The sequence below is a fragment of the Methylomonas paludis genome (genome assembly GCF_018734325.1).
GTDB lineage: Bacteria > Pseudomonadota > Gammaproteobacteria > Methylococcales > Methylomonadaceae > Methylomonas > Methylomonas paludis.
Genome location: NZ_CP073754.1, coordinates 1,124,069 through 1,146,278, shown reverse-complemented (window position 1 = coordinate 1,146,278; position 22,210 = coordinate 1,124,069). Strand labels below are relative to the sequence as shown.

The 22,210-nt window shown below is 47.8% G+C and carries 20 protein-coding genes and 1 pseudogene; 7 read left to right on the top strand and 14 right to left on the bottom strand.

Going from position 1 to position 22,210, the window contains the following annotated elements:
* Window positions 1-26: 26 nt before the first annotated feature.
* Window positions 27-494: a hypothetical protein gene (locus tag KEF85_RS05275; RefSeq protein WP_215583649.1), complete on the bottom strand. Its 468-nt coding sequence runs from the start codon at window positions 492-494 to the stop codon at window positions 27-29.
* 309 nt (window positions 495-803) lie between these two features.
* Here KEF85_RS05275 and KEF85_RS05270 point away from each other — a divergent pair, with 309 nt between their 5' ends.
* The gene (locus tag KEF85_RS05270; protein WP_215583648.1) at window positions 804-1,814 is read left to right on the top strand and encodes an Rpn family recombination-promoting nuclease/putative transposase; all 1,011 of its coding nucleotides are present in this window, start codon (window positions 804-806) and stop codon (window positions 1,812-1,814) included.
* A 32-nt stretch (window positions 1,815-1,846) separates the two neighbouring features.
* On the opposite strand, the gene KEF85_RS05265 is transcribed toward KEF85_RS05270, so the two are convergent.
* Window positions 1,847-2,359, bottom strand: coding sequence for a DinB family protein (locus tag KEF85_RS05265; RefSeq protein WP_246535046.1), 513 nt, complete (start codon window positions 2,357-2,359; stop codon window positions 1,847-1,849).
* Between the two features lie 246 nt (window positions 2,360-2,605).
* Here KEF85_RS05265 and glnE point away from each other — a divergent pair, with 246 nt between their 5' ends.
* Window positions 2,606-5,488: a bifunctional [glutamate--ammonia ligase]-adenylyl-L-tyrosine phosphorylase/[glutamate--ammonia-ligase] adenylyltransferase gene (gene glnE / locus KEF85_RS05260; protein ID WP_215583646.1), complete on the top strand. Its 2,883-nt coding sequence runs from the start codon at window positions 2,606-2,608 to the stop codon at window positions 5,486-5,488.
* 2 nt (window positions 5,489-5,490) lie between these two features.
* Window positions 5,491-6,702: a murein transglycosylase A gene (gene mltA / locus KEF85_RS05255; RefSeq protein ID WP_215583645.1), complete on the top strand. Its 1,212-nt coding sequence runs from the start codon at window positions 5,491-5,493 to the stop codon at window positions 6,700-6,702.
* 96 nt (window positions 6,703-6,798) lie between these two features.
* Here mltA and KEF85_RS05250 read toward each other — a convergent pair whose 3' ends face one another.
* The 3 genes from KEF85_RS05250 to hslO all read right to left on the bottom strand — a co-directional run bounded on the left by KEF85_RS05250 (window position 6,799) and on the right by hslO (window position 9,095).
* Complete coding sequence (locus tag KEF85_RS05250; RefSeq protein ID WP_215583644.1) at window positions 6,799-7,233, bottom strand: DUF29 domain-containing protein; 435 nt, start codon at window positions 7,231-7,233, stop codon at window positions 6,799-6,801.
* 192 nt (window positions 7,234-7,425) lie between these two features.
* On the bottom strand, window positions 7,426-8,202 hold the full coding sequence (locus tag KEF85_RS05245; protein WP_215583643.1) for a hypothetical protein: 777 nt from the start codon (window positions 8,200-8,202) through the stop codon (window positions 7,426-7,428).
* An 8-nt stretch (window positions 8,203-8,210) separates the two neighbouring features.
* A complete protein-coding gene (gene hslO / locus KEF85_RS05240) occupies window positions 8,211-9,095 on the bottom strand; it encodes an Hsp33 family molecular chaperone HslO (protein WP_215583642.1) in 885 nt (294 codons plus the stop codon).
* Between the two features lie 180 nt (window positions 9,096-9,275).
* Here hslO and msrA point away from each other — a divergent pair, with 180 nt between their 5' ends.
* Together msrA and KEF85_RS05230 are read left to right on the top strand one after the other, a co-directional pair.
* Window positions 9,276-9,911, top strand: a complete 636-nt coding sequence (gene msrA, locus KEF85_RS05235; protein ID WP_215583641.1) for a peptide-methionine (S)-S-oxide reductase MsrA — start codon at window positions 9,276-9,278, stop codon at window positions 9,909-9,911.
* Window positions 9,912-10,136: 225 nt separating this feature from the next.
* On the top strand, window positions 10,137-10,355 hold the full coding sequence (locus KEF85_RS05230) for a cold-shock protein (protein WP_281413689.1): 219 nt from the start codon (window positions 10,137-10,139) through the stop codon (window positions 10,353-10,355).
* 98 nt (window positions 10,356-10,453) lie between these two features.
* Here KEF85_RS05230 and KEF85_RS05225 read toward each other — a convergent pair whose 3' ends face one another.
* The 5 genes from KEF85_RS05225 to KEF85_RS05205 form a co-directional block, all read right to left on the bottom strand.
* The gene (locus tag KEF85_RS05225; RefSeq protein ID WP_215583640.1) at window positions 10,454-11,098 is read right to left on the bottom strand and encodes a response regulator transcription factor; all 645 of its coding nucleotides are present in this window, start codon (window positions 11,096-11,098) and stop codon (window positions 10,454-10,456) included.
* Window positions 11,095-12,399, bottom strand: coding sequence for a histidine kinase (locus KEF85_RS05220; RefSeq protein ID WP_215583639.1), 1,305 nt, complete (start codon window positions 12,397-12,399; stop codon window positions 11,095-11,097). Before KEF85_RS05220 ends, KEF85_RS05225 begins: the two co-directional genes overlap by 4 nt.
* Window positions 12,400-12,741: 342 nt before the next feature.
* Window positions 12,742-14,565: a G1 family glutamic endopeptidase gene (locus tag KEF85_RS05215; RefSeq protein WP_215583638.1), complete on the bottom strand. Its 1,824-nt coding sequence runs from the start codon at window positions 14,563-14,565 to the stop codon at window positions 12,742-12,744.
* 198 nt (window positions 14,566-14,763) lie between these two features.
* Complete coding sequence (locus tag KEF85_RS05210; RefSeq protein WP_215583637.1) at window positions 14,764-15,471, bottom strand: DUF2971 domain-containing protein; 708 nt, start codon at window positions 15,469-15,471, stop codon at window positions 14,764-14,766.
* Between the two features lie 194 nt (window positions 15,472-15,665).
* Window positions 15,666-16,136, bottom strand: a complete 471-nt coding sequence (locus KEF85_RS05205) for a transposase (RefSeq protein ID WP_281413709.1) — start codon at window positions 16,134-16,136, stop codon at window positions 15,666-15,668.
* A 118-nt stretch (window positions 16,137-16,254) separates the two neighbouring features.
* On the opposite strand from KEF85_RS05205, the pseudogene KEF85_RS05200 reads away from it, so the two are divergent.
* Window positions 16,255-17,825, top strand: a pseudogene (locus KEF85_RS05200) (IS3 family transposase).
* 55 nt (window positions 17,826-17,880) lie between these two features.
* On the opposite strand, the gene KEF85_RS05195 reads toward KEF85_RS05200, so the two are convergent.
* Both KEF85_RS05195 and KEF85_RS05190 read right to left on the bottom strand, forming a co-directional pair.
* The gene (locus tag KEF85_RS05195) at window positions 17,881-18,345 is read right to left on the bottom strand and encodes a transposase domain-containing protein (protein WP_215583636.1); all 465 of its coding nucleotides are present in this window, start codon (window positions 18,343-18,345) and stop codon (window positions 17,881-17,883) included.
* Window positions 18,346-18,590: 245 nt separating this feature from the next.
* Window positions 18,591-19,871 carry an IS4 family transposase gene (locus KEF85_RS05190; RefSeq protein ID WP_281413707.1) on the bottom strand — a complete coding sequence of 427 codons (1,281 nt, stop codon included), beginning with the start codon at window positions 19,869-19,871 and terminating at the stop codon, window positions 18,591-18,593.
* A 464-nt stretch (window positions 19,872-20,335) separates the two neighbouring features.
* Here KEF85_RS05190 and rlmN point away from each other — a divergent pair, with 464 nt between their 5' ends.
* Window positions 20,336-21,373, top strand: a complete 1,038-nt coding sequence (rlmN, locus tag KEF85_RS05185; protein ID WP_215583635.1) for a dual-specificity RNA methyltransferase RlmN — start codon at window positions 20,336-20,338, stop codon at window positions 21,371-21,373.
* Window positions 21,374-21,634: 261 nt separating this feature from the next.
* Here rlmN and KEF85_RS17045 read toward each other — a convergent pair whose 3' ends face one another.
* The gene (locus KEF85_RS17045; protein ID WP_215583634.1) at window positions 21,635-21,829 is read right to left on the bottom strand and encodes a type II toxin-antitoxin system HicA family toxin; all 195 of its coding nucleotides are present in this window, start codon (window positions 21,827-21,829) and stop codon (window positions 21,635-21,637) included.
* Between the two features lie 2 nt (window positions 21,830-21,831).
* Complete coding sequence (locus tag KEF85_RS05175; RefSeq protein ID WP_215583633.1) at window positions 21,832-22,041, bottom strand: type II toxin-antitoxin system HicB family antitoxin; 210 nt, start codon at window positions 22,039-22,041, stop codon at window positions 21,832-21,834.
* Window positions 22,042-22,210: the final 169 nt, after the last annotated feature.

Sequence of the window (22,210 nt, the reverse complement as noted above, 5' to 3'; positions counted from 1 at the left end):
CAGCAGTTATAACCCTGAAAAAGCAGTTAAAAATTCACAAAGCTAGCGGTACCAAGAAGTCCAATATATTTATAAGTATCGAGTTGGCCACGGTTCAGCTCTGGAATAACCGAGAATTTATGCTGGGTGGTAATGGCTTGGGTCCTGATACTGGCTTCCAGCGTTGAGTCAAGGTTTATCCGTGGAATCAAAACCGTAAATGAGGTTGAACCGGTATCGACGGTGATCCCAGTCGTCACGGTCACCAGTGTACCAATTTCGGTTCCGACTGCTCTGATTTCGTCGCCACTGAAGTTGAGCGTATTCTGCCCATCCTGATAATTAAAGTGTGGTTTACCATCAATTCCTGTCGTGGAATAAGTCACATGTAACTTGCCGTTGTGCAATACATATTGATTAGGAGCTGGTGTAACGGGGTTGGCCATAGCCAGCGATGTGGCTGCAAGAAACACTGTAAAAATTTGAACCAGGCTTTTGAATCTGAAATTACTCATTATCTTTCTCCTTATATTAGGATAACTGGGTGTTTAATTAACGGTTTGTTTGATGCGCACAAATTCATATAGACATAAACCGGGTAACATAAATTGAGAAGACAGAATAATTGGTACACAAAACCCTGCACGCTATTATCAGCATTTGATTTTATGAGCTGCGTATTATTCCTTGGAGGCAATTTTTGTAGCTATTTATACACTACCACAGAGTAGCTAACGTTTAAAGTATGATGTAAATTTAAAGCCGATTGTAAGACAGCCACTTGCCGTTGTTTTGCAATCCCCTCCCCTTAAGTTCTACCAGCCATGAGCATAGACCACGACAGCAGCTATAAAGCCTTGTTTTCTGCACCGGAACTGGTGCGAGACCTGATATTGGGATTTATTCCTGATGAGTGGCTACATTCCCTGGATTATTCAACGCTGGAAAAAGTCCCCGGCAGTTATGTCTCTGAAGACTTTAAACAGCGCGAAGACGATGTGGTGTGGAAAATCAAAGTCGGCGGCCAATGGCTGTACTTGTATTTGCTGATCGAATTTCAAAGCAGCGTTGATAAATATATGAGCCTGCGCATGATGGTTTATCAGGGCTTGCTTTACCAGGATTTGATCAAAAGCGGGGAAGTGCTGAGTGACGGCTTATTACCACCCATCCTGCCGATTGTGTTGTATAACGGCCAACCACGCTGGACAGCCGCTACCGATATTTTTGACTTAATCCCACCGGTTCCCGGTCTGGTTGAACAATTTAAACCCAAAGCCAAATACCTGCTGATAGACGAAAACGCCTATAATGACAGCGACTTGGCGTCTTTAAAAAATCTGGTGGCGGCAGTATTTCGTATCGAACATCCCGGCAGCCCGCAGGCCATGCAGCAGCTGATCACCATGCTCACCGACTGGCTTAGTGACCGTCCCGATTTGCGCCGCATGTTTGCGCTATGGATCAGAGCCACCTTGATGCGCAAACCGGAATACGCTATCTTACTTCCCCAAGTACATGATTTACAGGAGCTGAATACTATGCTGGCACAAAAACTGGAAGAATGGGCTTTGGCCTATAAAGCTGAAGGCATGGAACAAGGTTTGGAACAAGGTTTGGAGCAAGGTATAGAAAAAGGCATACAAACGGGTATGCAGAAAGGCTTGCAAAAAGGTGAAACATTATCCCTGCAAAAACTGCTAGCCAAACGCTTTAGTCCTATCCCGGCAGAAATCACCGCCAAAATAGCAACGGCTTCATTAGCCGATATTGAATGCTGGTTTGACAAAGCTCTAGATGCCGACCAGCTGTCTGATATATTTGATGCCGAATAGGCCGTTTGGGGTTTTGCTATTGCGAAAACGCCCTACGCGACCTGATTGGGAATCAACGCCAGCAAATCTGTTACGCCAACATCAATACCCAGCTGAAACAGCAAGGTAGTGGCTTGACCACGATGATGGGTTTGATGATTGAAAAAATGCATGAGCAAACTGAAAAAGACTTTGTCCGCCGGAATGCCCTTGGTGTTGGTGTAGGGTAAGATGTGATCGAGGTCGGTTTCTGTCAGGGACTGAGTCCAGGTGGTGATGATAGCATCCAGCCAATATCGGCGTTCCGCAAGCGATGAGATGTCGGTACATAATAACTGGTCAAGGCTTACCGGAGCCGGCAACTGCCGTATCGGTTCAAGCGCAAAATGCTGGCCGGGGTGTGCGGCAAAACGTTTGAGCCAGATGGTGTCGGCAACCACAATGTGGTTGAGTGTACCCAGAATTGAACCGAAGAATGCGCCCCGATCTGCCAACAATTCTTCCGTGGCTAATTGTCCGGCTGCGGAATACAGTTTGGCATTCATCCAGCTGTTATAGTTAGCCATCAGGCTGATATGCTCAATACAACTCATAACTGGGTATCTTCCGATGTAATTAAGTCAACATTGGGGGATTAGTGCTAAGTCGGGCAATCCGCCAAAACTTCGCAAGGTGTTTGACATTTTGCTATCCCCCCGGCCTGAACCTTAGGATGATAATTTCATCCATCCGCTTTAAAAACCCCAATTTTGTGCCATGATTAATGTTTGGCCAGATGCTTTGCATGGGCTTTATTTAATTGTAGCGCTGTTATGACTTTGTTTACTGCCCTTTCTAAATACTCACCGCCCTTACCACCGGCCTTGCAGGGCCTGGCGGTGGATTTTTGTCAGCGCCTGGCTGAAAAAATCCCTACTGAACGCTTGATTTCACTACTGGATGATCAGCCATTATTTGCCGGATCAATTCTGAAAGTTTGCTGCAGCAGCCGGTTTGTGGCTGATACCTGGCTGCGCCAGCCGGATTTACTGGTGGAGCTGCTTACTTCCGGAGATTTATATGCCGAGCAACGCCGGGATACGTATGCGGCTGATTGGCAACTATCCAGCCAACACTGTAATAGTGAAGCGGAATTGGCCAAAACCTTGCGCCTGTTTCGGCGCCGGGAAATGGTGCGCATTGCCTGGCGTGACCTGGCCGGTTGGGCCGACCTTGATGAAACCCTGGCCGATTTGACCCGATTGGCGGAAATTTGCATTGATAGTGCTTTGAACTTTGCTTATCAGCAGGCCTGTTTACGCTGGGGTACGCCGCGTCTGGCTGATGGCCGGCCGTTTAATCTGGTGGTACTGGGCATGGGAAAACTGGGTGCCTGGGAGCTGAATTTTTCTTCGGATATCGATCTGATTCTGGCTTACGCCGAGGATGGGGTACTGACCGAGAAAAAGGAAATCAGTTACTGCGAGTTTTTTACCCGGATTTGCCGGAGCATGGTGAAAATGCTGGACGCAATAACCGAAGACGGCTTTGTGTTCCGCACCGATTTGCGCCTGCGACCCTTTGGTGACAGCGGCCCGCTGGTGATGAGTTTTGAGGGCATGGAACACTATTACCTGACTCAGGCGCGTGAGTGGGAACGTTATGCCATGATAAAAGCCCGTCAGGTGGCCGGGGACTTTGTCAGCGGCAAACAATTGGCAACGCTGATTAAGCCGTTTGTTTACCGGCGCTATCTGGATTACGGCGCTTTTGAAGAATTGCGCGGTTTAAAGTTTCAGATCATGCAGGAGTTAAAGCGCAAGGACCGGCTGGAAAATGTCAAGCTGGGGCCGGGCGGCATCCGCGAGGTGGAATTTATCGGCCAGGCTTTTCAGTTGATACGCGGCGGCCAGGATGTGGCTTTACAGCAGCGCGAGATTCAAACAGTACTGACGGTGCTGGCTGAACTGGCGTTAATGGCGGAAGATGAAGTAGCCAAACTGAAATTCGCCTATCGCTTCCTGCGCCGGGTGGAAAATCACATCCAGGCCTATCAGGATAAACAAGCTCACGATTTGCCTACCACTGATCTGGCCCAACAGATTTTGGCATTTTCGCTGGATTTTAGCGACTGGGACAGTTTTAAAGCCGAACTGGATTGCGTGAGACATACCGTACATGGGATTTTTGATCAGGTATTTTCCTTAACCGATCAGGACAGCAAACAGCACACTGCCCAGTTGTTATGGGCCAGCAGCACAGATGATCCGCAAGCGATGGAATTGTTGGCCGACTACGGTTTTGCCAATCCGGACTGGTTATTAGCCGAGCTGGTGGCATTTAAAGACTCAACCGCCATCAAGCGCATGTCCAGCAAGGGCTTGGCGGCTCTGCAGCGCCTACTGCCCGCTTTGCTGGGCGAACTGGTGAAACTGGATAATCAGCAGGTCACCCTAAACCGGATATTGACTTTGTTTGAGGCCATAGCCGGACGCAATGTGTATCTGGCTTTATTGGCGGAAAATCCGGATTCGCTGACCCAGTTATTAAAGCTGTGCTCGGCCAGCGTCTGGATTTGCGAATATTTGGCTCATTACCCCATCCTGTTTGATGAGCTGCTGGATGCCAGGACTTTGTACGAGCCTTTGCATAAAGAGGATTTACGCCGGGACTTACAACGCGAACTGGATAAACTGGAGCAACCGGACAGCGAGCAATTGATGATCGTGTTACGCCAGTTCAAGCACCTGAATGTGTTGCGGGTGGCGGCAGCCGATATTATGGGGGTGATTCCAGTCATGGTGGTGAGTGATTACCTGACCTGGATCGCCGAAGTGATACTGGAACAAGTGGTGAACAGTGCCTGGCGGCTGTTGGGCCGGCAATACGGATTTCCAGCCGGCAGCGGTGAAGATCCGGAAAATTTTGCCGTGATTGCCTATGGCAAATTCGGCGGCATTGAGCTGGGTTACGGTTCTGACCTGGATTTGGTGTTTTTGCATGATATTGGCGACGAAAATGCCCCGACTCAGGCCGAAAAACCGATTAGCAGCAGCCTGTTTTATTTACGGCTGGCTCAGAAAATCCGGCATATTCTTGATACCAAAATGTTGTCCGGGATATTGTACGAAGTGGATTTACGCTTACGGCCTAACGGTGATTCCGGATTGCTGGTGATGCCGGTAGCGGCTTACGCCGATTACCTGCTGCATCAAGCCTGGACCTGGGAACATCAGGCCCTGGTCAGAGCCCGGTTTATCTGCGGCGATACCAGACTGGCCGAGCGCTTTAACACTGTCCGCACTCAGGTTTTGACCTTAAATCGCGATTATCAGACCCTGAAAACCGAGGTGCATGACATGCGCCTTAAAATGCGCCAAAATAAATTAAAAAGCCCGTCTAAATACTTTGATTTAAAACAGAGTCCGGGTGGTATAGCCGATATTGAGTTTATAGTACAGTTCGGCATTCTGGCCCAAAGCGCCCACCAGCCGGAACTGACCACTTATTCCGATGTGGTGCGTTTGCTGGCAGCGCTAAGCGGCCAGGGTTTTATCCCGGCAGCCGACGCGGCACTATTGAAACAGGCTTACTGCAGTTACCGGGATTATGGCCATCATCAAGTATTACAGGGTTTACCGGCCAGTGCCGATAATACCGAATTTAGTCAGCAGCGCGCCGAGGTAACCCGGCTTTGGCAAACGTATCTGGAGTGATTATGCCAGCAATCAAGCATGGATTTAAGCGCTATGAGCTATGGCTGGCAACAGCATTACTGCTGAATGCCTGTAGTGAAGCGCCGAAAAAACCGGAATTACCCACCACCACTGCTACCGCCAGCAGCCCTTACCGGCTGGGCGCACCTATCCGGCTGAAAAACGACAGCACAGTGCTGGCCTATCCTGCCGAATTTCATAACCTGCCCGGCTGGCATAATAATGATCATGCCAGTGCTTATGCCTCGTTCAAACGCTCTTGCCAAGTCTGGCGCAAACAGGCGGATGAGAAAAAATTGGGCGGTATTTTTGAAATAGGCCGAGTGGGCGACTGGAAAAACCTGTGTCAAATCCCGGTAGCCAGCGGCAGCGAACGGCATTTTTTTGAACATTGGTTCCGGCCTTATGCGCTGGCCAATAGCGGTAGCTTTGAGGGTTTATTCACCGGTTATTATTTGCCGGAATTGCACGGCTCTTACCGGAAAACGGCGCGTTTTAATGTGCCGGTTTACGGCATACCTAACGACCTGGTGAAACAGGGGCCGCAAATTGGCCGCTATGCCCAGGGTAATTTGGTGCCTTATTATGATCGTGCCGAAATTACCGCCGGTGCACTGGCCGGTAAACATGCCGAGTTATTGTGGGTGGATAATGAGGTGGATGCGTTTTTTATGGAAGTACAAGGCTCGGGCCGGGTGATTATGGAAGACGGTCATATACAAGGCGTGGGCTATGCCGGCAAAAATGGCCGCAGCTATTACGCCATCGGCAAATGGCTGGTGGATAACGGTTATATCCCGCGGGAACAGATTTCCATGCAAAGCATCCGCAGCTGGATAGCACAAAATCCGGAACAGGGTCGGCAGTTGCTGTTAAAAAATCCTTCCGTAGTGTTTTTTAAACTGACCAACGCCGATCCGGGTGAAGGCCCGGTGGGCACCATGAATACGCCATTAACCGCCGGTTATAGCCTGGCCGTGGACAAGAATTATCTGCCCTTAGGCGTGCCCTTATGGCTGGACGCCGAGCATCCGGCCGGCAATCAGCGCCTGCAACGCCTGGTCATGGCACAGGATACCGGCGGCGCCATCAAAGGTGCGATTCGGGGGGATGTGTACTGGGGTCAAGGCCCCAATGCCGGGGAAATGGCCGGGATTATGAAATCGACGGGGCGGCTGTTTATTTTGGCACCCAAGCATATTGGCGTGGGGTGAGCGGGTATTTTGCCAATTAAAATTATGGACGGAATAACGCGATTGATGCGCCTAACGGCAGCATCCTATGGTTTTTAATTAAAACTTGCGGGTTATTTATTCCGGCCAGAAATCCAAATTGACGACTTCTTGATACCCCCACGGACATTGTTCCGGAAAAGTATCAAAATCAAATCCCGTTTCTTTTGTGGCAATGGTTAAGGTATCGGCCCAGATTTTTTCCCACCATTCCGGGTTGATAACATCCACTTTGAGACTGGATGTATCAGCAATACAATCGGCAATCTCTTTGCGTTGGGTTTTGATGGTTCGTTGCCAGCTTTTCCAGCGTCTTTCCGGCTGAAACTGCCATTTCAACAAATGGGCCAACAAAACTGCCATACGATTTCTTAACTCTCGCCGCTCGCTTTTACCCACATCTTCAATCTCATCTGCAATATGTTCAAGGTCGAGCAAATCAAACCTGCCAGAACGAAGCAAGGCCGCTTGTTCATTTGCCCAGGCTATTACGTCAGTTTCGTAGCTTTGCATTAATCATGTCCTCGTTTCTCAACAGAATTTAGACGATTGAAGAATACTACTTGCTTGTCAATAAAACAACTTTGTTGCGACTGGGCTGAGGTGAGGTGAGGTGAGGTGAATTTACCGATGCAGATGACAGCGCATGATGTGCCAATCAACGGAGGCGCGTGGGCATGATTGCATGCCCACACCAGCATACATTTATTTCTTGGCGATGGTTTCGTCGTCCTGTTCCTTGAAGTCGCGGTAGTCGATGGCTATTTTCAGGCCGGCGAAACGGCCGGACATTTTCACCAGCTCGTTATCGGCTTTGTCGAAGGTCAGGCGAACTTCGCTGATGGCGCGATCTTCGTAGCCTTCTTCGATATCGTGGGTTTCCAGGATAAATTTGTAAAAATACACTTCCTGCTTGTCTTCCACGGTAATTTCCAGCGGTTCACCCAGTTGTTTGACCACTTTGGCTTTTTTGGGTAACTCGGCGCTGACTTTTTCAGCAAACTCGGCTTTGGCTTTGAGTTGCTGTTTGGCTTCGTTGATTTCCGCGCCACCCAGAGAGCGGAACGAGGCTTCCAGAAATTCCGGCGGGGCAATTTGCAGAAATAAGGGCGAAAAAGTCCAGTCGCTGATTTTGTCGTATTTATTGAAGCGCAGATCAAAATAAAAGGATATTTCCGGTTTAATCAGCCTATTGTCTTTATCGACCTTGCGGAACACATAATGCCAGAGCTTGCCGTCGGGGATTGTTTGTTCACTGCTGGCATGCAGTTTGGCCAGCGAGACAAAATCCTCGCTCAGCAGTTTTGGATCTTTAAAATGTACAGTAAAGTCCTCTGCCGCATAGATAGCGAAATACCGGTCAAATTCGTCCATTTGCAAATAGGTTTGATAGGCACGCATCCAGTACAGGCAGCCGGTCATAGTGCTGAGTAAACCAAAAATGAATAATAGCCGCGAGTAACGGCTTAATTTTGTTTGCATATTGCCCCTCAGTGCAAGGTGGACTTATTGTTGATTTCGACATCGCCGCCAGGATTGGCCAACAAGGCTTCCACATCGATTTTGTCAAAGCGATACTGGGCGCCACAAAACTGGCAATCCACTTCTATATTGTCCAGCTCGATTAAAATGGATTCTAATTCCTTACGCCCCAGTGCCGCCAGCGTGGTGCTGATTTTAGCTCTGGAACAGCTGCATTTAAATTCTACCGGTTCCGGATCATACAGGCGGACTTTTTCCTGATGAAACAGGCGGTGTAATAATGTTTCGCAATCCAGATTCAGCATTTCCTCGGCGGTAATACTGGAGGCCAGGATTTCAATGCGCTCCCAATCGGTTTGGTCATGATTATCGCTGGGAAGTTCCTGCAGGAATAAGCCGGCGGCGTGAGTACTGGTGGCAAACAGCCATAAGCGGGTATCCAGTTGCTCGGACTGGCGAAAATATCCCCGCAACACCTCAGCCAGACTATTTGCCAGTACCGCGACGATGCCTTGATAGGGTTCAGCATTTTCCGACTCTACGGTAATCACCAACCGGCCGGCCTCACCTATCATTTCCTGCAGATTATTCCCGCTGACTTGCTCATCACTGCGTACCAGACCTCTGATTTTCCGGTCATGGCTGGACTGGGCGACCAGGGCTTTTAATTCGCCGCTGCCCTGAATTTGCATAATCAGAGAGCCGTTAAATTTGATAGTGGCGGAGAGTAATACCGCTGCGACCAGGGCCTGACCCAACTGAGACTCGACCGCGGCACTGGCCAAGACCTGATGTTGCTTGGCTTGCTGAAAGCTGTCCTGCAAGCGCACCCATTCGCCACGTACGGCAAAATCTTCGAATAAAAACCTGCGGAGACAATCTTGTTGTTTCATAGAGTTAAAGCTTGTTAAAGTATTGTGAAAATTGTTCGGCCTGCTGAGTGCAAGCGAAACGGAATTTGCTGCAATTTAACCGGCAAGCGGGTATGCTGCTTGCTGATTAGGGCTGAACGATTTCAGTTTAGGCAGATTATAATCCCTTGCCACCCATCATTCGACTCTGGAGCCGTGTTTATGAGTTTTCTCTTTAAAAAAACCCGCTTACCCACTGCCGAGGAAGCGCTACCGGGCCGGAATCATTCGATTCTAACGGTAACTAAACATTTTGTTTCGGGCCGGACTATAGTGCCGCCCTTCCCTGCTCATCTGGATCAGGCGGTGTTTGGCTTGGGCTGTTTTTGGGGTGCTGAGCGCAAATTCTGGCAACTGCCGGGCGTGTATAGTACCGCCGTGGGCTATGCCGGCGGGTTTACCCCCAACCCCACTTATGACGAAGTTTGTACCGGCCTGACCGGCCATACCGAGGCGGTGCTGGTGATTTTTGATCCGGTGCAGATTTCTTACCAGGAATTATTGGCGGTGTTCTGGGAATCACATAATCCCACTCAAGGTATGCGCCAGGGTAATGATATCGGCAGCCAATACCGTTCTGCCATTTACACCGATAACGATGCTCAGCAGCAAGGTGCGGATCTGAGCAAGCAGCAATATCAAAGCCGTTTGGATACTGCCGGGTTTGGCGAAATCACCACAGAAATCCTGGAAGCGATGCCGTTTTACTATGCAGAGGATGAACATCAGCAATATCTGGCCAAAAATCCGCAGGGATATTGCGGCTTGGGTGGGCTAGGTGTCTGTTTTAGCAGCTAAATAACATAAATCCATAATTTTTATACGAAAAACATTGACAATGCAGCTGATGAGCCTACAATGGGTTCCAGCTAGAAAATACGATTTACCACTGTTTATCATTTCGACGTCTCGTCTTTAGTTCTTCGTCCTGTGTTTTTCATTAAGTAATTTCCACATTTACCAGCTCTACCCGCCTTAGCTTTTTAAGGCTTTTATATCTAAAATTTTTACAGGACTTATCTCATGTCTACTACAATGGTAACCGGCACCGTCAAATGGTTTAACTCTGACAAAGGCTTCGGCTTTATCGAACAAAAACAAGGTCCAGATGTATTCGTACATTTCAAAAACATTCTGAACCCTAACAACAGCTACCGCACTTTGGATGAAGGTCAACGCGTACAGTTTAAACTGGGTCGCGGTCCTAAAGGCCCACAAGCTGAAGAAGTAACCATTATCTAAAGCTGTTTGACCGGTCGCGACCTTATTAGGTGGCCGCCTGGATCAGCTTCTGATGGCTAAAAAAGCCGCGGCACCGTGTGTCGCGGCTTTTTTTTGTATTACTGAACTTTGATACCCAGGTTAACCGCTAGATGTGCCAATTCTGTAGTGGTTTCCACCTGCAATTTCTTTTTAACCTGAGTGGCGTAATTGGCAACCGTTTTCTGGCCCAAACACAGTTGGTCGGCAATTTTGTGTACGGTTAAGCCTTGCGCCAGCAGGCTGAACACATCAAACTCCCGTGGGGTAAACTGGGCAATAACGGCGTTATAGTCGCTGTGCGGCATATCATCCGGCCTGGGTTTGATCAAACCCGGTTCAACATAAGATTTGCCCAGCATAATCTGCTGGATGGCTTTGGACAGCGTATCCGGCGCGGTGTTTTTGGTAATATAACCACGGGCGCCGGCCTGCAGCGCGCGCTGCACATACACCTGTTCATGATGCACACTAAAAACCAGAATCCGGGCCTGAGCATGGCGCTGAATGACACGGCGGATGGTTTCCAGGCCGCCGATACCGGGCATGGATAAATCCATCACCAGGATGTCCGGCTGCAATTCCTGATACAGCTGGATGGCCTGTTCACCGCGACCGGCCTCGCCCACCACCTGCATTTGCTCATCAGTCGCCAGTAACATGCGGAAGCCGGCCCGCACCACCACGTGATCATCAACCAGCAAAATTTTAATCGGCATACTCATGACAGCGGTATTTGGGCAATAACACTGAAACCGGCGGCCGGTTGCGATTCCAGCCGGAAGTTGCCATCCAGCGATTTGATGCGCTCTTTCATGCCCAGCAGGCCAAAACCTTTGCTGAGAGCGGATAAATCGCAACCCATACCATTGTCCTGCACTTTAAGCTGCAGTTTATGCTGCAAAAGCTGCAAATCAATCTGCACCCGGCTGGCCTGAGCATGACGAATCACATTGGTCAGGCATTCCTGAATAACGCGGAACACCTGAATACTCATGGTTTTATCCAGTTTATCCACGCTATCACTGCAATTAAGCTGTAAATGAAGACCGGGATGACGTTCCGACCAGTGGCTGATCATGTCCTCCAGTGCGGCTTTCAGCCCCAGATCGGTTAACACCAGCGGGTGCAGCTGCTGCATCAGAGCCCGCACTTCAGCCAACAAATGATCACAAATATCGCTGATAGCCGGGCCGATTTTGGTAATATCGGCGTTTTGGTGCTGGGCAGTCACAGCCATGACTTTAATCGCGGTAAGGGACTGGCCAAATTCATCATGCAACTCCTGCGACAGGCGCAGGCGTTCCTCTTCCTGAATCGCCAAAGAATGCTGGGCCAGCTCCCGGTTTTCCTGGCGGGCTTTTTCCAATTCGGCCATCAAATGATTGACGGCTTTGGCGATACTGTCAAACTCCTGGGTGATAAAGCGCGGCAATTGCTGCTGGTATTGGCCGGTTTCGATGGCGCGTAAGGCCGCCACGATACCGCTGATGGCGGTTAAGGATTTGTTGAGCACCAGATTAACCGCCAGAAAAGTCAGCAGGGTCAATAAAGTGATGGAACCGAAAAAGCCCAGACTCTCTTCCCAGACTTCGGTAATCTCATCCAGCGGCTGCGGCTCAATAATCAGGCTGAGCATTTGGCCGTCACGGGTTTTAAGCTGATGAGTCACTTGCGGATAATCGCCGCTAACCCAGCGCACAAACCAGGCCGGCGGCATTTTTTCCGGGTGGCTGGGCTGGCTTTCACCGGGAAAATGCAGACTTTCCCCATCCGGTTTTTGTAAATGAATACTAAGATGGCGGGTTTGTTGCAACGCACTTAAACGGGCTAAATCATCCAGTTGATACGCCCCGGCCTGATCGGCCAGACTCAGGCTGATCAGCTGCAAGGCCAGATGCACCGAAGAATCAACTTCTTTCTGCACAGCCTGACGCGCCTGCCAGATGCCTATCGCCCCACCCAGCAGCAAAATGCACAGGGCGGACAGCAAAATGCGAACAATAATCTGGTAACGAAGACTCATGGCGGTTTTTACGCAACGAAATCGAGATATTATGGACTTGGCGGGGGCTTAGAGCTATAGGAAAAAGTCATTTTTTGACTGGAATACACACTTTAGAGCCTTCTATGCTCTACCCTGTATTGCAAGAAAAGTTCACTTGTGACAAAAACAACGCATCTCCAGCATATTGAGCAGTTGCGATTTGGTCAAATTAAAAAGCCCAAAGGCATATCAGCTAAAGGTGGATTTGCCGTTAGGCAATCCACCAAAACTTCGAGCAACTGATATCAAAGACCGTCATTTACCTTAGGCTAAATTACCGCATTTAGAACCACCACATAATTCCCATCACCAGCCGTGGTATTACGGCAATGTGGTGCTGGAGGAAAACGGAGGTTTTACAATACCGACGATTTTTGTAACCACCAAATCATTGTCGGCGTTGGTGTCTCTGTAAACACCAATCTCGGCATATTTTCCGGCAGGCAAATTGGCAACCTGATTAAGATACCCGGAAATCAGGTTACCGCCGGATTTGTTTATCTCCGCCCCCTGAGGCACACGATCGGCCCACGCACATTGGCCAGGGCCTGGAGCTACCGCGTGGGCGCTCCTGCTTGACCATTTGAACGGTGTCAAAGGTGTCGGTGCCGTACTGGTAATAAGTCGACCCTGGCAGTATAGCGGATAGGAAGTCTCACCCGGCTCAATGCTGAAATTGGTCTGGGCGGCTGAGCCAAGAGTAACGACAATGTGAGTCGTGGTCTTGGTGAAGTCGGTCAATAAAGAGACCGTAGAATCATTATTGACCGTTTGTGAATATTTATTGGTCTGCGAGCTATAGGCTGAACCGGTCATAGTCACTTGTGGGGTAAAATCCGTGAATGCCGTTGACGTACTTGATACTTGAGGACTTTGGTTCTCAATCACAAATTCCGCGGCACGACCTATTGTCATGCAATTGGCCGTTTTGGGGCTGGCCGAGCAGAGGGGGAGCGCCTTTACCGACCAACAGGGCTTGCCGGCAGCTAAAGTACAACTCAGGATCGCACCGGAAGTCAGATCATGAAGGTAGGTGCAGCCATAGCCTCCGTTGAGATTGAGGTTGCCCTTCGCATCACAATACCACTCTTGCGAAAATATCTCATCACCGGGCTTGGGTACAAAAGCGCCACCGTAGCCATTGCTGTCAGCGTTGCCGCAACAATATTCCCGCCAGCTGCCGTAGCTGGCAGCGGTGGGGGTTGTATATAGGTTCACTCCGCCCTGAATCAGCCCGGAACCCGTGCCGAATCCGCCCAAACCATTCCAAATGGCGATTTCCGTTTTGGTAGTCTGGTCTCCGCCGGGGTGCGCGGTGGGAACATTAAAGTTTGCATCGGTAGAAATGTAGTTTGGTTTGCCGGTCAGTACGCTGCCGACCCAGGCTGGCGCCTGACTTGAGGTGACTGTGTAATCATGCAGACTGGGACGTTTGGCCTCCAACATGCGCCCTGATTTGGTAGCGGATGCCAACCAACGGGCATAGGCTGCGGTATCTCCCGGATCTGGCCTAAGGCCGTAACCGGACTCGATCAGTTCGGACTGAGTATAACTGAGCGGGTCATCTTGCAATGCCGGACGGTCAGTGCCGCGCTCTTTGGCGAGATTGACCGGGCGCGGCGCAAAGGTATTTTCAGCGGTTAAGTCAACAGAATATGTGCTTGGTTTACCGGCCGGGTCTGTGCAATCCAAAATCAAGGACCGCACCGCGCCGCTGGTAGTCGCCCGCACCGCATAAAACCTGGCATAACCATCATCATCAGTATATACAGGGACGCCTTCAGAAGCTGGATCGCCCCCGGTCGGATACAGTTTGCACTGCAATTCCGGCAGAGCAAGGATCGAAGCGGGCTGATAGCTGTTCTTGACTGCAGAAGAGTCGGCAGCCACGGTGTCCGATGCAGCTTCAGCATATGCGTTTGGTTGGTACAAAATACCCAGACACAACAACAAGACTAAGGGAATCCCCCAGTCACTGCTTAGCCGCCTAGCGCGGCCTTCTGCAATAACGGTCTTCATGCAAGGCTTTTTTTGCCCGCCTTTTAGGCCAATAGCGCAAATGCCGCCTATACCCGTGGCCATAAAAGCGGCAAAGCATACACCCAAGCCACCGGGCTGATTTATATCTAAACATCTTGGGTTCATGATCAATTCTCCGTTACTTATGGTTCATTGATAGATATATCCGCAATTATTAAATATCCTATAAAAAACAATAGCCTTAGAGATAATATCAGATAAGAATGATATTTAGTGTAAATTTTTCATAGCTGCATATAAAGACAAGCCCCCAAGTTTTGCTCATTGGCTTGTTGTAACCATGTATCATACTTCGCTGCTTCATTAAGTTGCTTGAGCGTTTTGGCTCGGTTTGGCCGCTTGTCCAGGGTCTTTGATAGTATACTTCTGAGTCTCGACTACCTTGAAAGAACTGAAATCCAGTTCTACACGCGTAACAGATATTTGGTAATTAGGTGGTAAGTTACTCTTAATCACTTCATCCGTTAGGTGGCAATTATAACCAATGACTATACCAACGAGAGTCATATTCGCCCCGAAAGATTCGTACCATAGATCATCTACTTTTTGGCACTCATTAAAAGGACAGAAAACTCTGACCTCATTTTCGTACTGCCATTGCTCCCACTTCGTAGTTGCCAATTCCAATAATATATCCCCGTAATCTTTATCTAAAAACCCCCCATCCTGACGCCCTTTTTTAAGATCAATTCGTACCGGCTCGCACGAGTATTTCACTTCACAAACGTTGTCGTCATTAACGCAAAACTCTAACGCTACGCCTTGATGACTATCACCATAATGAGCCCATTGCACAGGATTATCCGACTTCCTAGAGAAGCAAAGTATCCCAGTTCGTTCACTAACCCATTGTTTAAATCTATTGAACATATCTATTTCATTTTCATCTGGATGTAGATATGGGCGAAACTCAAACGGATCGTTAAGCTTATCAATCTGCGCAACCTTAAGCCGCTGATCACGTATCGCCAAGAGCGCAAACTCTTTTTTAGTAAAGTGAAATAACTTCATAATGCTATAGGTATGGCTGTAGCCCGGTAGGATGTGGTGAGGAACGAACCGCATCATAAAGCCTTATTCGTCAACACCAAGCTCAAAATTCCGGTTAAATTTACAGCAAAATGTGTGCATAAAATCCAACTTAAAAAAAGCGCTGTACCTGGGCTTTCAAAAAAGGCAAAAAAAGGGGACAGACCCAATGCTGTTCACTTTACGATTTCAATTTTCCAGTTATAACATTGATTAAGAGCTTCATTTCTCTGTCGAGGCAGATGTTGTTTGGTTCGTCGTTTAACACAACGAGGATTTGATCGCCCTCTGCAACTTGTAATCAGACCTGATGCCACCTGCTCAATCATTTTCGACCACCAATCCTGGAATTGATTAGGGGGGAATGCCCCGCTATGGGGCAGTTTCCTTCGGATAATGGATAAGCTATTTTTAAAACTCAGGTAATCAGGTTCTTGCTCATGTACTAATGCGGTTTCCAATATTACTTTGCGTACGATGTGATGCGCGAGAAGCAATCCCCAAAACTCTTGTTTGACTAATTCAGGCGTTTTGCTGCGTAACACTCTATCAGCACCTTTCAGGGTTGTTTTCATTTCGTTGAAAGTGGTTTCAATTTGCCATCTTGATTGATACAGACTGGCCAGTTCCTCTGCTGGATATTCGATGGGGTCAAGTAAATTTGTGATGAGCCGGTAAACTGATTCTGAATCTGGAACACCAGCCCCCCGCGTCAGACTAGTTGTCGTCTCAAATTTTTAAAGCCAATAAAATTTGAGATTAGAGATGAAAACATATACAAGGTATTCTGAAGACTTCAAAGAGCAAGCTCTGAGAAAAGTTTACAACCGTGGAAACGACCAATCGATTCAGGATATTGCGAAGGACTTGAACGTTTGCTGGCAAACCCTAAAAACATGGATGAAAAAAGCTAAATTGCATAACTCCCGAGATCTACCGTCGAAATCGAAACGCCCTGATGATTGGCGTCCTGAAGAACGTCTCTCAGCGTTACAGAAATCTTATGGCTTGAACGGGGAAGACTTGAATGCCTGGTGCCGTGAACAAGGGTTATTCGTTCATCAGCTTGAGCAGTGGAAAGCTGAATTCTGTCGTCAGGGTGGCGTATCTGAAAAAGGTGAAGTGCATACCCTAAAAGCGGAAATTCATACCCTGGAGCGAGAGTTGTTACGCAAAGACAAAGCCTTAGCAGAAGCCGCCGCGCTGTTGGTTCTGCAAAAAAAGTTCCGAGCGCTCTTGGGGGGAGAGGTCGAATGACTGCCCACGAAGAGCGCAAGCAAGTAATTGTTTTACTGAATGAATCGATAATAGCGGGTGCGCGGCAAGCCCAAGCTTGTGAAGTGCTGGGTTTAAGCGAACGCACCTTGCAGCGCTGGCAGACCGGTGAGACCGTTCATTGTGATCAACGTCCATTACGTGAATATCAACCGCCGCATAAGCTTACCGTCATGGAGCGAGCCGAGGTGTTGGCTGTTGCCAATTCCGATGAATTTGGGCATCTGCCGCCGAGTCAGATCGTACCTCGGCTGGCCGATCAAGGCCGCTATCTGGCTTCTGAATCGACATTCTATCGCGTACTGCGAGCAGAAAACCAATTGGCACACCGTCGCAGTGAACGCCCTGCTCAATCCCGCACTAAACCGCGTGCCCTCTGTGCCACCGTACCTAACCAACTTTATAGCTGGGATATTACCTATCTGCCATCAGCAATCCGTGGACAGTTTTTCTATCTTTACCTGTTTGTGGATATTTTCAGCCGAAAGATCGTGGGTTGGCAGGTGTTTGAAGAGGAAAGCAGTACCTTGGCAGGCGAATTGTTACGTGACCTGTGCCATCGTGAGGGGATACAGCCCAAACAGCTGATACTGCACTCTGATAACGGTAGCCCCATGAAAGGCGCTACCATGCTGGCAACCTTGCAACAACTCGGTGTCATGCCCTCGTTAAGTCGGCCTTCGGTTAGCAACGACAATCCTTACTCAGAATCGCTCTTTAAGACCTTAAAATACCGGCCAAACTATCCGTTAAAGCCGTTTGCAAAGGTGACGGATGCTCGTGACTGGGTAACGAGACTGGTGGAATGGTACAACCACGAGCATCGCCACAGCGCCATCCGGTTTGTCACGCCAGCGCAACGCCATGAAGGCTTAGATCAAGGCCTACTGGTTAAGCGTAAAGCCGTTTATGAGGCTGCCCGTGATCGAAACCCGAAGCGATGGACTGGTAACACGCGGAATTGGGATTGCATCCAAGCAGTCCACCTTAATCCTGATAAGCCAGTGACTAACAGTAAACCTAATACAGAGGAGACAACTCAGAACAAAAATGCCGCTTAAGATTTAAACGTCGAGGCGACAACTACATTGACAATTTCCGCCAGGGAGTCGGTAATCAATCACTCGAACGGTCATGGCTGCATCGGGTAGCTCCGTATGTTTCTTTTTCGTTTGTGGTGAGGCTTGTATTTGCGACAGAGTTCGATAAGGCTTCCGTTGCTAAGGGCTTTAATGCTTGGTCGGCTAGGGTTTGCATGACCTCAGCACCCAATCGTGTTCGAGCGGCGCTAATCACCGATTTGCCCACTTCACGACGGATATATTTTGCTCCCATATATTCCATACCTTCTGTGACCACACGCAGAACTTCCTCAATGTTGATTCCATGATACAGGGGGAGCGCTACAACATAATAAGCGACTGCATGCGCCGGTAAATCCCGCTGGCGGCGACTCTGTTTGCCATGCTGAATTAAGGCATCCTCTACCATAGATGGCGGAACTAAGCGCGCTAACAGCCCCAAACTTAGATAATCCGCAATTCGAACGGGATCGGCTAACGCCATTAATTTGCCTGCCATGTTGCTTACCTATTTCAGGATGAAATTGATAAGCTTATTCGATTTTATTCAAAAAATCTCTTAAGTGAACAGCGTTGGGTCTGTTCCCTATTTACGATTTACGCCTATTTACGCGTGGGCACAAAAAGCGTGTGCCCCATACGCATCAACTTTAAAAAACAATCGTTATTTATTAGTATGTTATAAATGCTGATGAATTACATCCTTTCAATCCCGCTATGCGTTTGATCTGTGCTCGTCCCCCTTTATGCATAAGCGCACCTAAGTTCTATCCGTTGACAGGTGTTTAGCGTTTTCTTTCGCTTATTCATTGAACAGCCATGATCGAACCTGTCCGCCAGTTCTTTTAGAAAGTTAGCCAATGTTTCCAGATCATTCATGCATTTGGCTAAACCCGATGATTGCTCCTTAATCATTTGATTGCCTTTGACTAGACTACGATCAGGCTTTTGCCAGAGTCCGGTCAACACAATCCAGTGCTGAAAGATGATCGCTAGTAATTTGGCATAGATTTCACAGAGTATACGCTCCGGTTTTTCACTGCGCGAATGTCCTAGGCCGCTATGGGATTTCCACAATTTAAAAATCAGCTCAATTTGCCAACGAACACCGTACATGACAAAACAGTCTTCATGGTTAAGTTTTTCAGGTTCGACATTGGTGATCAGTATATTCCAATCACACCCGGCAAGGTTCGCTTCGCTAGGCATTCTGCTGTGCTTTCTGCCGTTATTCAGCATTTTTGCCCGTCGCCGACCCGCCTCTTCCGCCGGTAATTTCCAGAATAGCATTCGTACAGTCAATTGTTCCTTGACGCCCACTTTGACCGCGATTTCATTTCGCATCAGTCCTTGTTTGAGTAAGTTTAGACAGTGACTACTCAAGTTTATCGGGTCACCGGCCATTGAAAAAACTTGCGTACCGGGTTGCAGGCGAGAAATCCAATATTCACCTCGTTCAGCCTGTTGTTTCATGCGTCCTAGATTGAAATAGCCCAAATCTTGTATGCGTAGACTCCCTTTTTCGTAAACAGACTCGGCGACAGGGCTACGGCTGTCCGAATGGCGGCCCGGCAACAAGTTAAAATGGATTTGCCCGGTTTTTATTTCCAAGTTCGTATCAACCTTAATGGCAGCTTTGCTCGCATTCTCGGAACCGCCGACCCCGGGCCAAATCGTCTCCAATTCAGTGGGTAAAGCAACGGTGCTGCAATCCGCAAGATAAATGGCCGGAAAGGGTTTTAAAATACCAGCGTCCACTTGCACACTCGCAGTCACAACTTGGGCAAGAGCTGTTTCCAAAACACGTTTCATCAATTCGCAAGCCTCTTGGGTGAAGCGCTTGTCCAACCCCTGAGCGCTGATCTTTAATCCATGAGTATAGCCGGCTCTAGCCAAGCCTTCGACTGACGGTGTGAAGTACTGCATCCAACCAAAGATCAACGTTTTCACAAAATTAGACCCCGTGATTTTACGCTGGCGTTTGATGAATCCCTCTTTGGCGAGTTCGTTAGACTTAGTGGTCAGAACAAACTGCAGGGTTTGCGCCAGCCTAAAAAAATTTCCATTTCGAATATTAGTTTACAAGTAAATAATATCTATTTTATCATATGGTTAAACAGTATATTTCGCCTAATTTATACTAAGTTGATGCGTATGGGGCACAAAAAGCGTGTGCCCACCCTACAGCTTTTTGCGGCATCAATGATCGGAATAGGATCTAAAGCAGCCCGGTAGGATGTGGTGAGGAACGAACCGCATCATAAAGCCTTATTCGTCAACACCAAACCCAAAATTTTGGTTACACTTGCACCAATTTTGTGGCTAAAAAACTTGACCACTAGAGTATCAACTATTAACGCAAATATAGCCTCATGAATTAGGCTTTAGGCGATAGATGAATGCCCCCGCCCGGTTGTCACCACCTATGGCCTTACAAATCCCAATATTTCAATCTAAATGGCATGGGTAAAATACCCAGGAGAAACTTCTTGAAACCATCCTTTTATGACTTAAATTATGCTGATTTAGCAACGATCATAAATGAAAATAATTTAAATCATTCTGCCGCGACCGTGCTGTTTAACTGGCATTATAAGAAAAAAGCAGATACTCAATGTGTGGATAAACTTGCCAAAGGCTCTTTGGCCTTTTTTGCCGAAAATTTCGACTTTTCTCTGCCGGAAATTGATACGGTTTATGAGTCCACAAAAGATCGCACCGTAAAATTTGTTTTTAAGTTTAAAGACCAGCATAAAGTTGAAACGGTGCTTATTCCGTTTAACAATAAATATTCTATTTGTCTTTCATCACAGGTTGGCTGTGCCATGAATTGTTCTTTTTGTTTTACCGGAGAACAAGGCCTAAAAAGAAATTTGACCACCAGTGAAATTGTCGGCCAGTTTCTGCAGGCCTGGCGCTGGTTAGCCAGCAATCGGCCTGGAGAAGAGCGGATTTTAAATATTGTGTTTATGGGGCAAGGCGAACCTTTACATAATTTTGATGCCGTTAAAAAAGCCTGTGAGATTTTTTTATCCCAACACGGCACGTCAGTTGGCGTGCAAAAAATTACTATTTCCACAGCTGGTTATATTCCGGGGCTTAAAAGATGGAGCCAGGAAATTCCTGGCGTGAACCTGGCCTTATCGCTGCATTCACCTTTTACAGAAAAGCGCAATGAACTGATACCCATTAATAAAAAATATCCGCTAGCGGAGGTATTAAGCTATATCGACCAGATACCTTTAAATAAAAAGCAATTTATTACTTATGAATATATTCTGATAAAAGATTTTAATGATTCTGCCGATGATGCCCAAAAATTGGGTGCGCTACTGGCGGGTAAAAGTGCTTATATCAACTTGATTCCTTTTAACTCATTCCCTGGATCACATTACCAGTGTCCGGATTTGGCTAAAATTGAAACGTTTAAAGCCATTTTAGATACTTTTAAAATCCCCACTTTAATCAGAACGGCTAAAGGCGATGATGTATTAGCCGCATGTGGGCAACTTAATTCAAAAAACTGAGAACTATTCAGCGTAGCGGAATCGTGGGGCTCTGTTAAGTGATTTGAGCGGACCGCTTCGAAGCATCATATCGCGTTATTTGGTGAATCTGCTGCGATGTTCCTCGATTCCGCTAGGCTGCATCGAGGCTACGGCACCTATTTTTCAATAGGGTGAGTTTACGAATCGCACCATTCGCGATTGATGCGGTGCACGTTGTTTACCCCATCCTACTCTGCTGGGGCGTTGGTTAGACCTGAGATTTAAGCATCTCTTCAACGGTTAAACCAATATCTTTAGCGATTTGGCGAAGTAAAATTGGTGAAATGAGGGTCCAGCATGAAACGGTACCGTTGTACACCTACCGTCAGGATGACGAAATTGTTTATGCGACCCCCGCTGACGGATTTCTATAAATCCCAGCATTTCAAGCAAAGCGACAACTTCGCGGGGCTTAAGAACAGGTATATTTCCCATGCTTAAGCTACGATGACATTTTGGGTTCCAACAAACTCAGCTTCCAGTATTGGCTCACCATCCTCAAGTAACATCTCAATGACTTCTCGAAGATTTTGATTAAGCTCATCCAATGATTCAGCCTGGCTATGAGCCCCGGTAAATCCAGGAATGAAGCCCACATATAAGCCAGTATCGTGACATTTTTCAATAATCGCCGTGTAAACTCTCATATTTATCCAACCTATTCAAGTGCTTATTGAAAACCAAATCCTATTTTTTCCTTGCTGCGACTTTTTATGAAAAGAATTTCATCAAGTAATCGACCGGATTTATATCATTATTGCTGTTTTCAAATTGTCTGGTACAAAATATTCTCAATCTCGTGAACCAATAGACCTA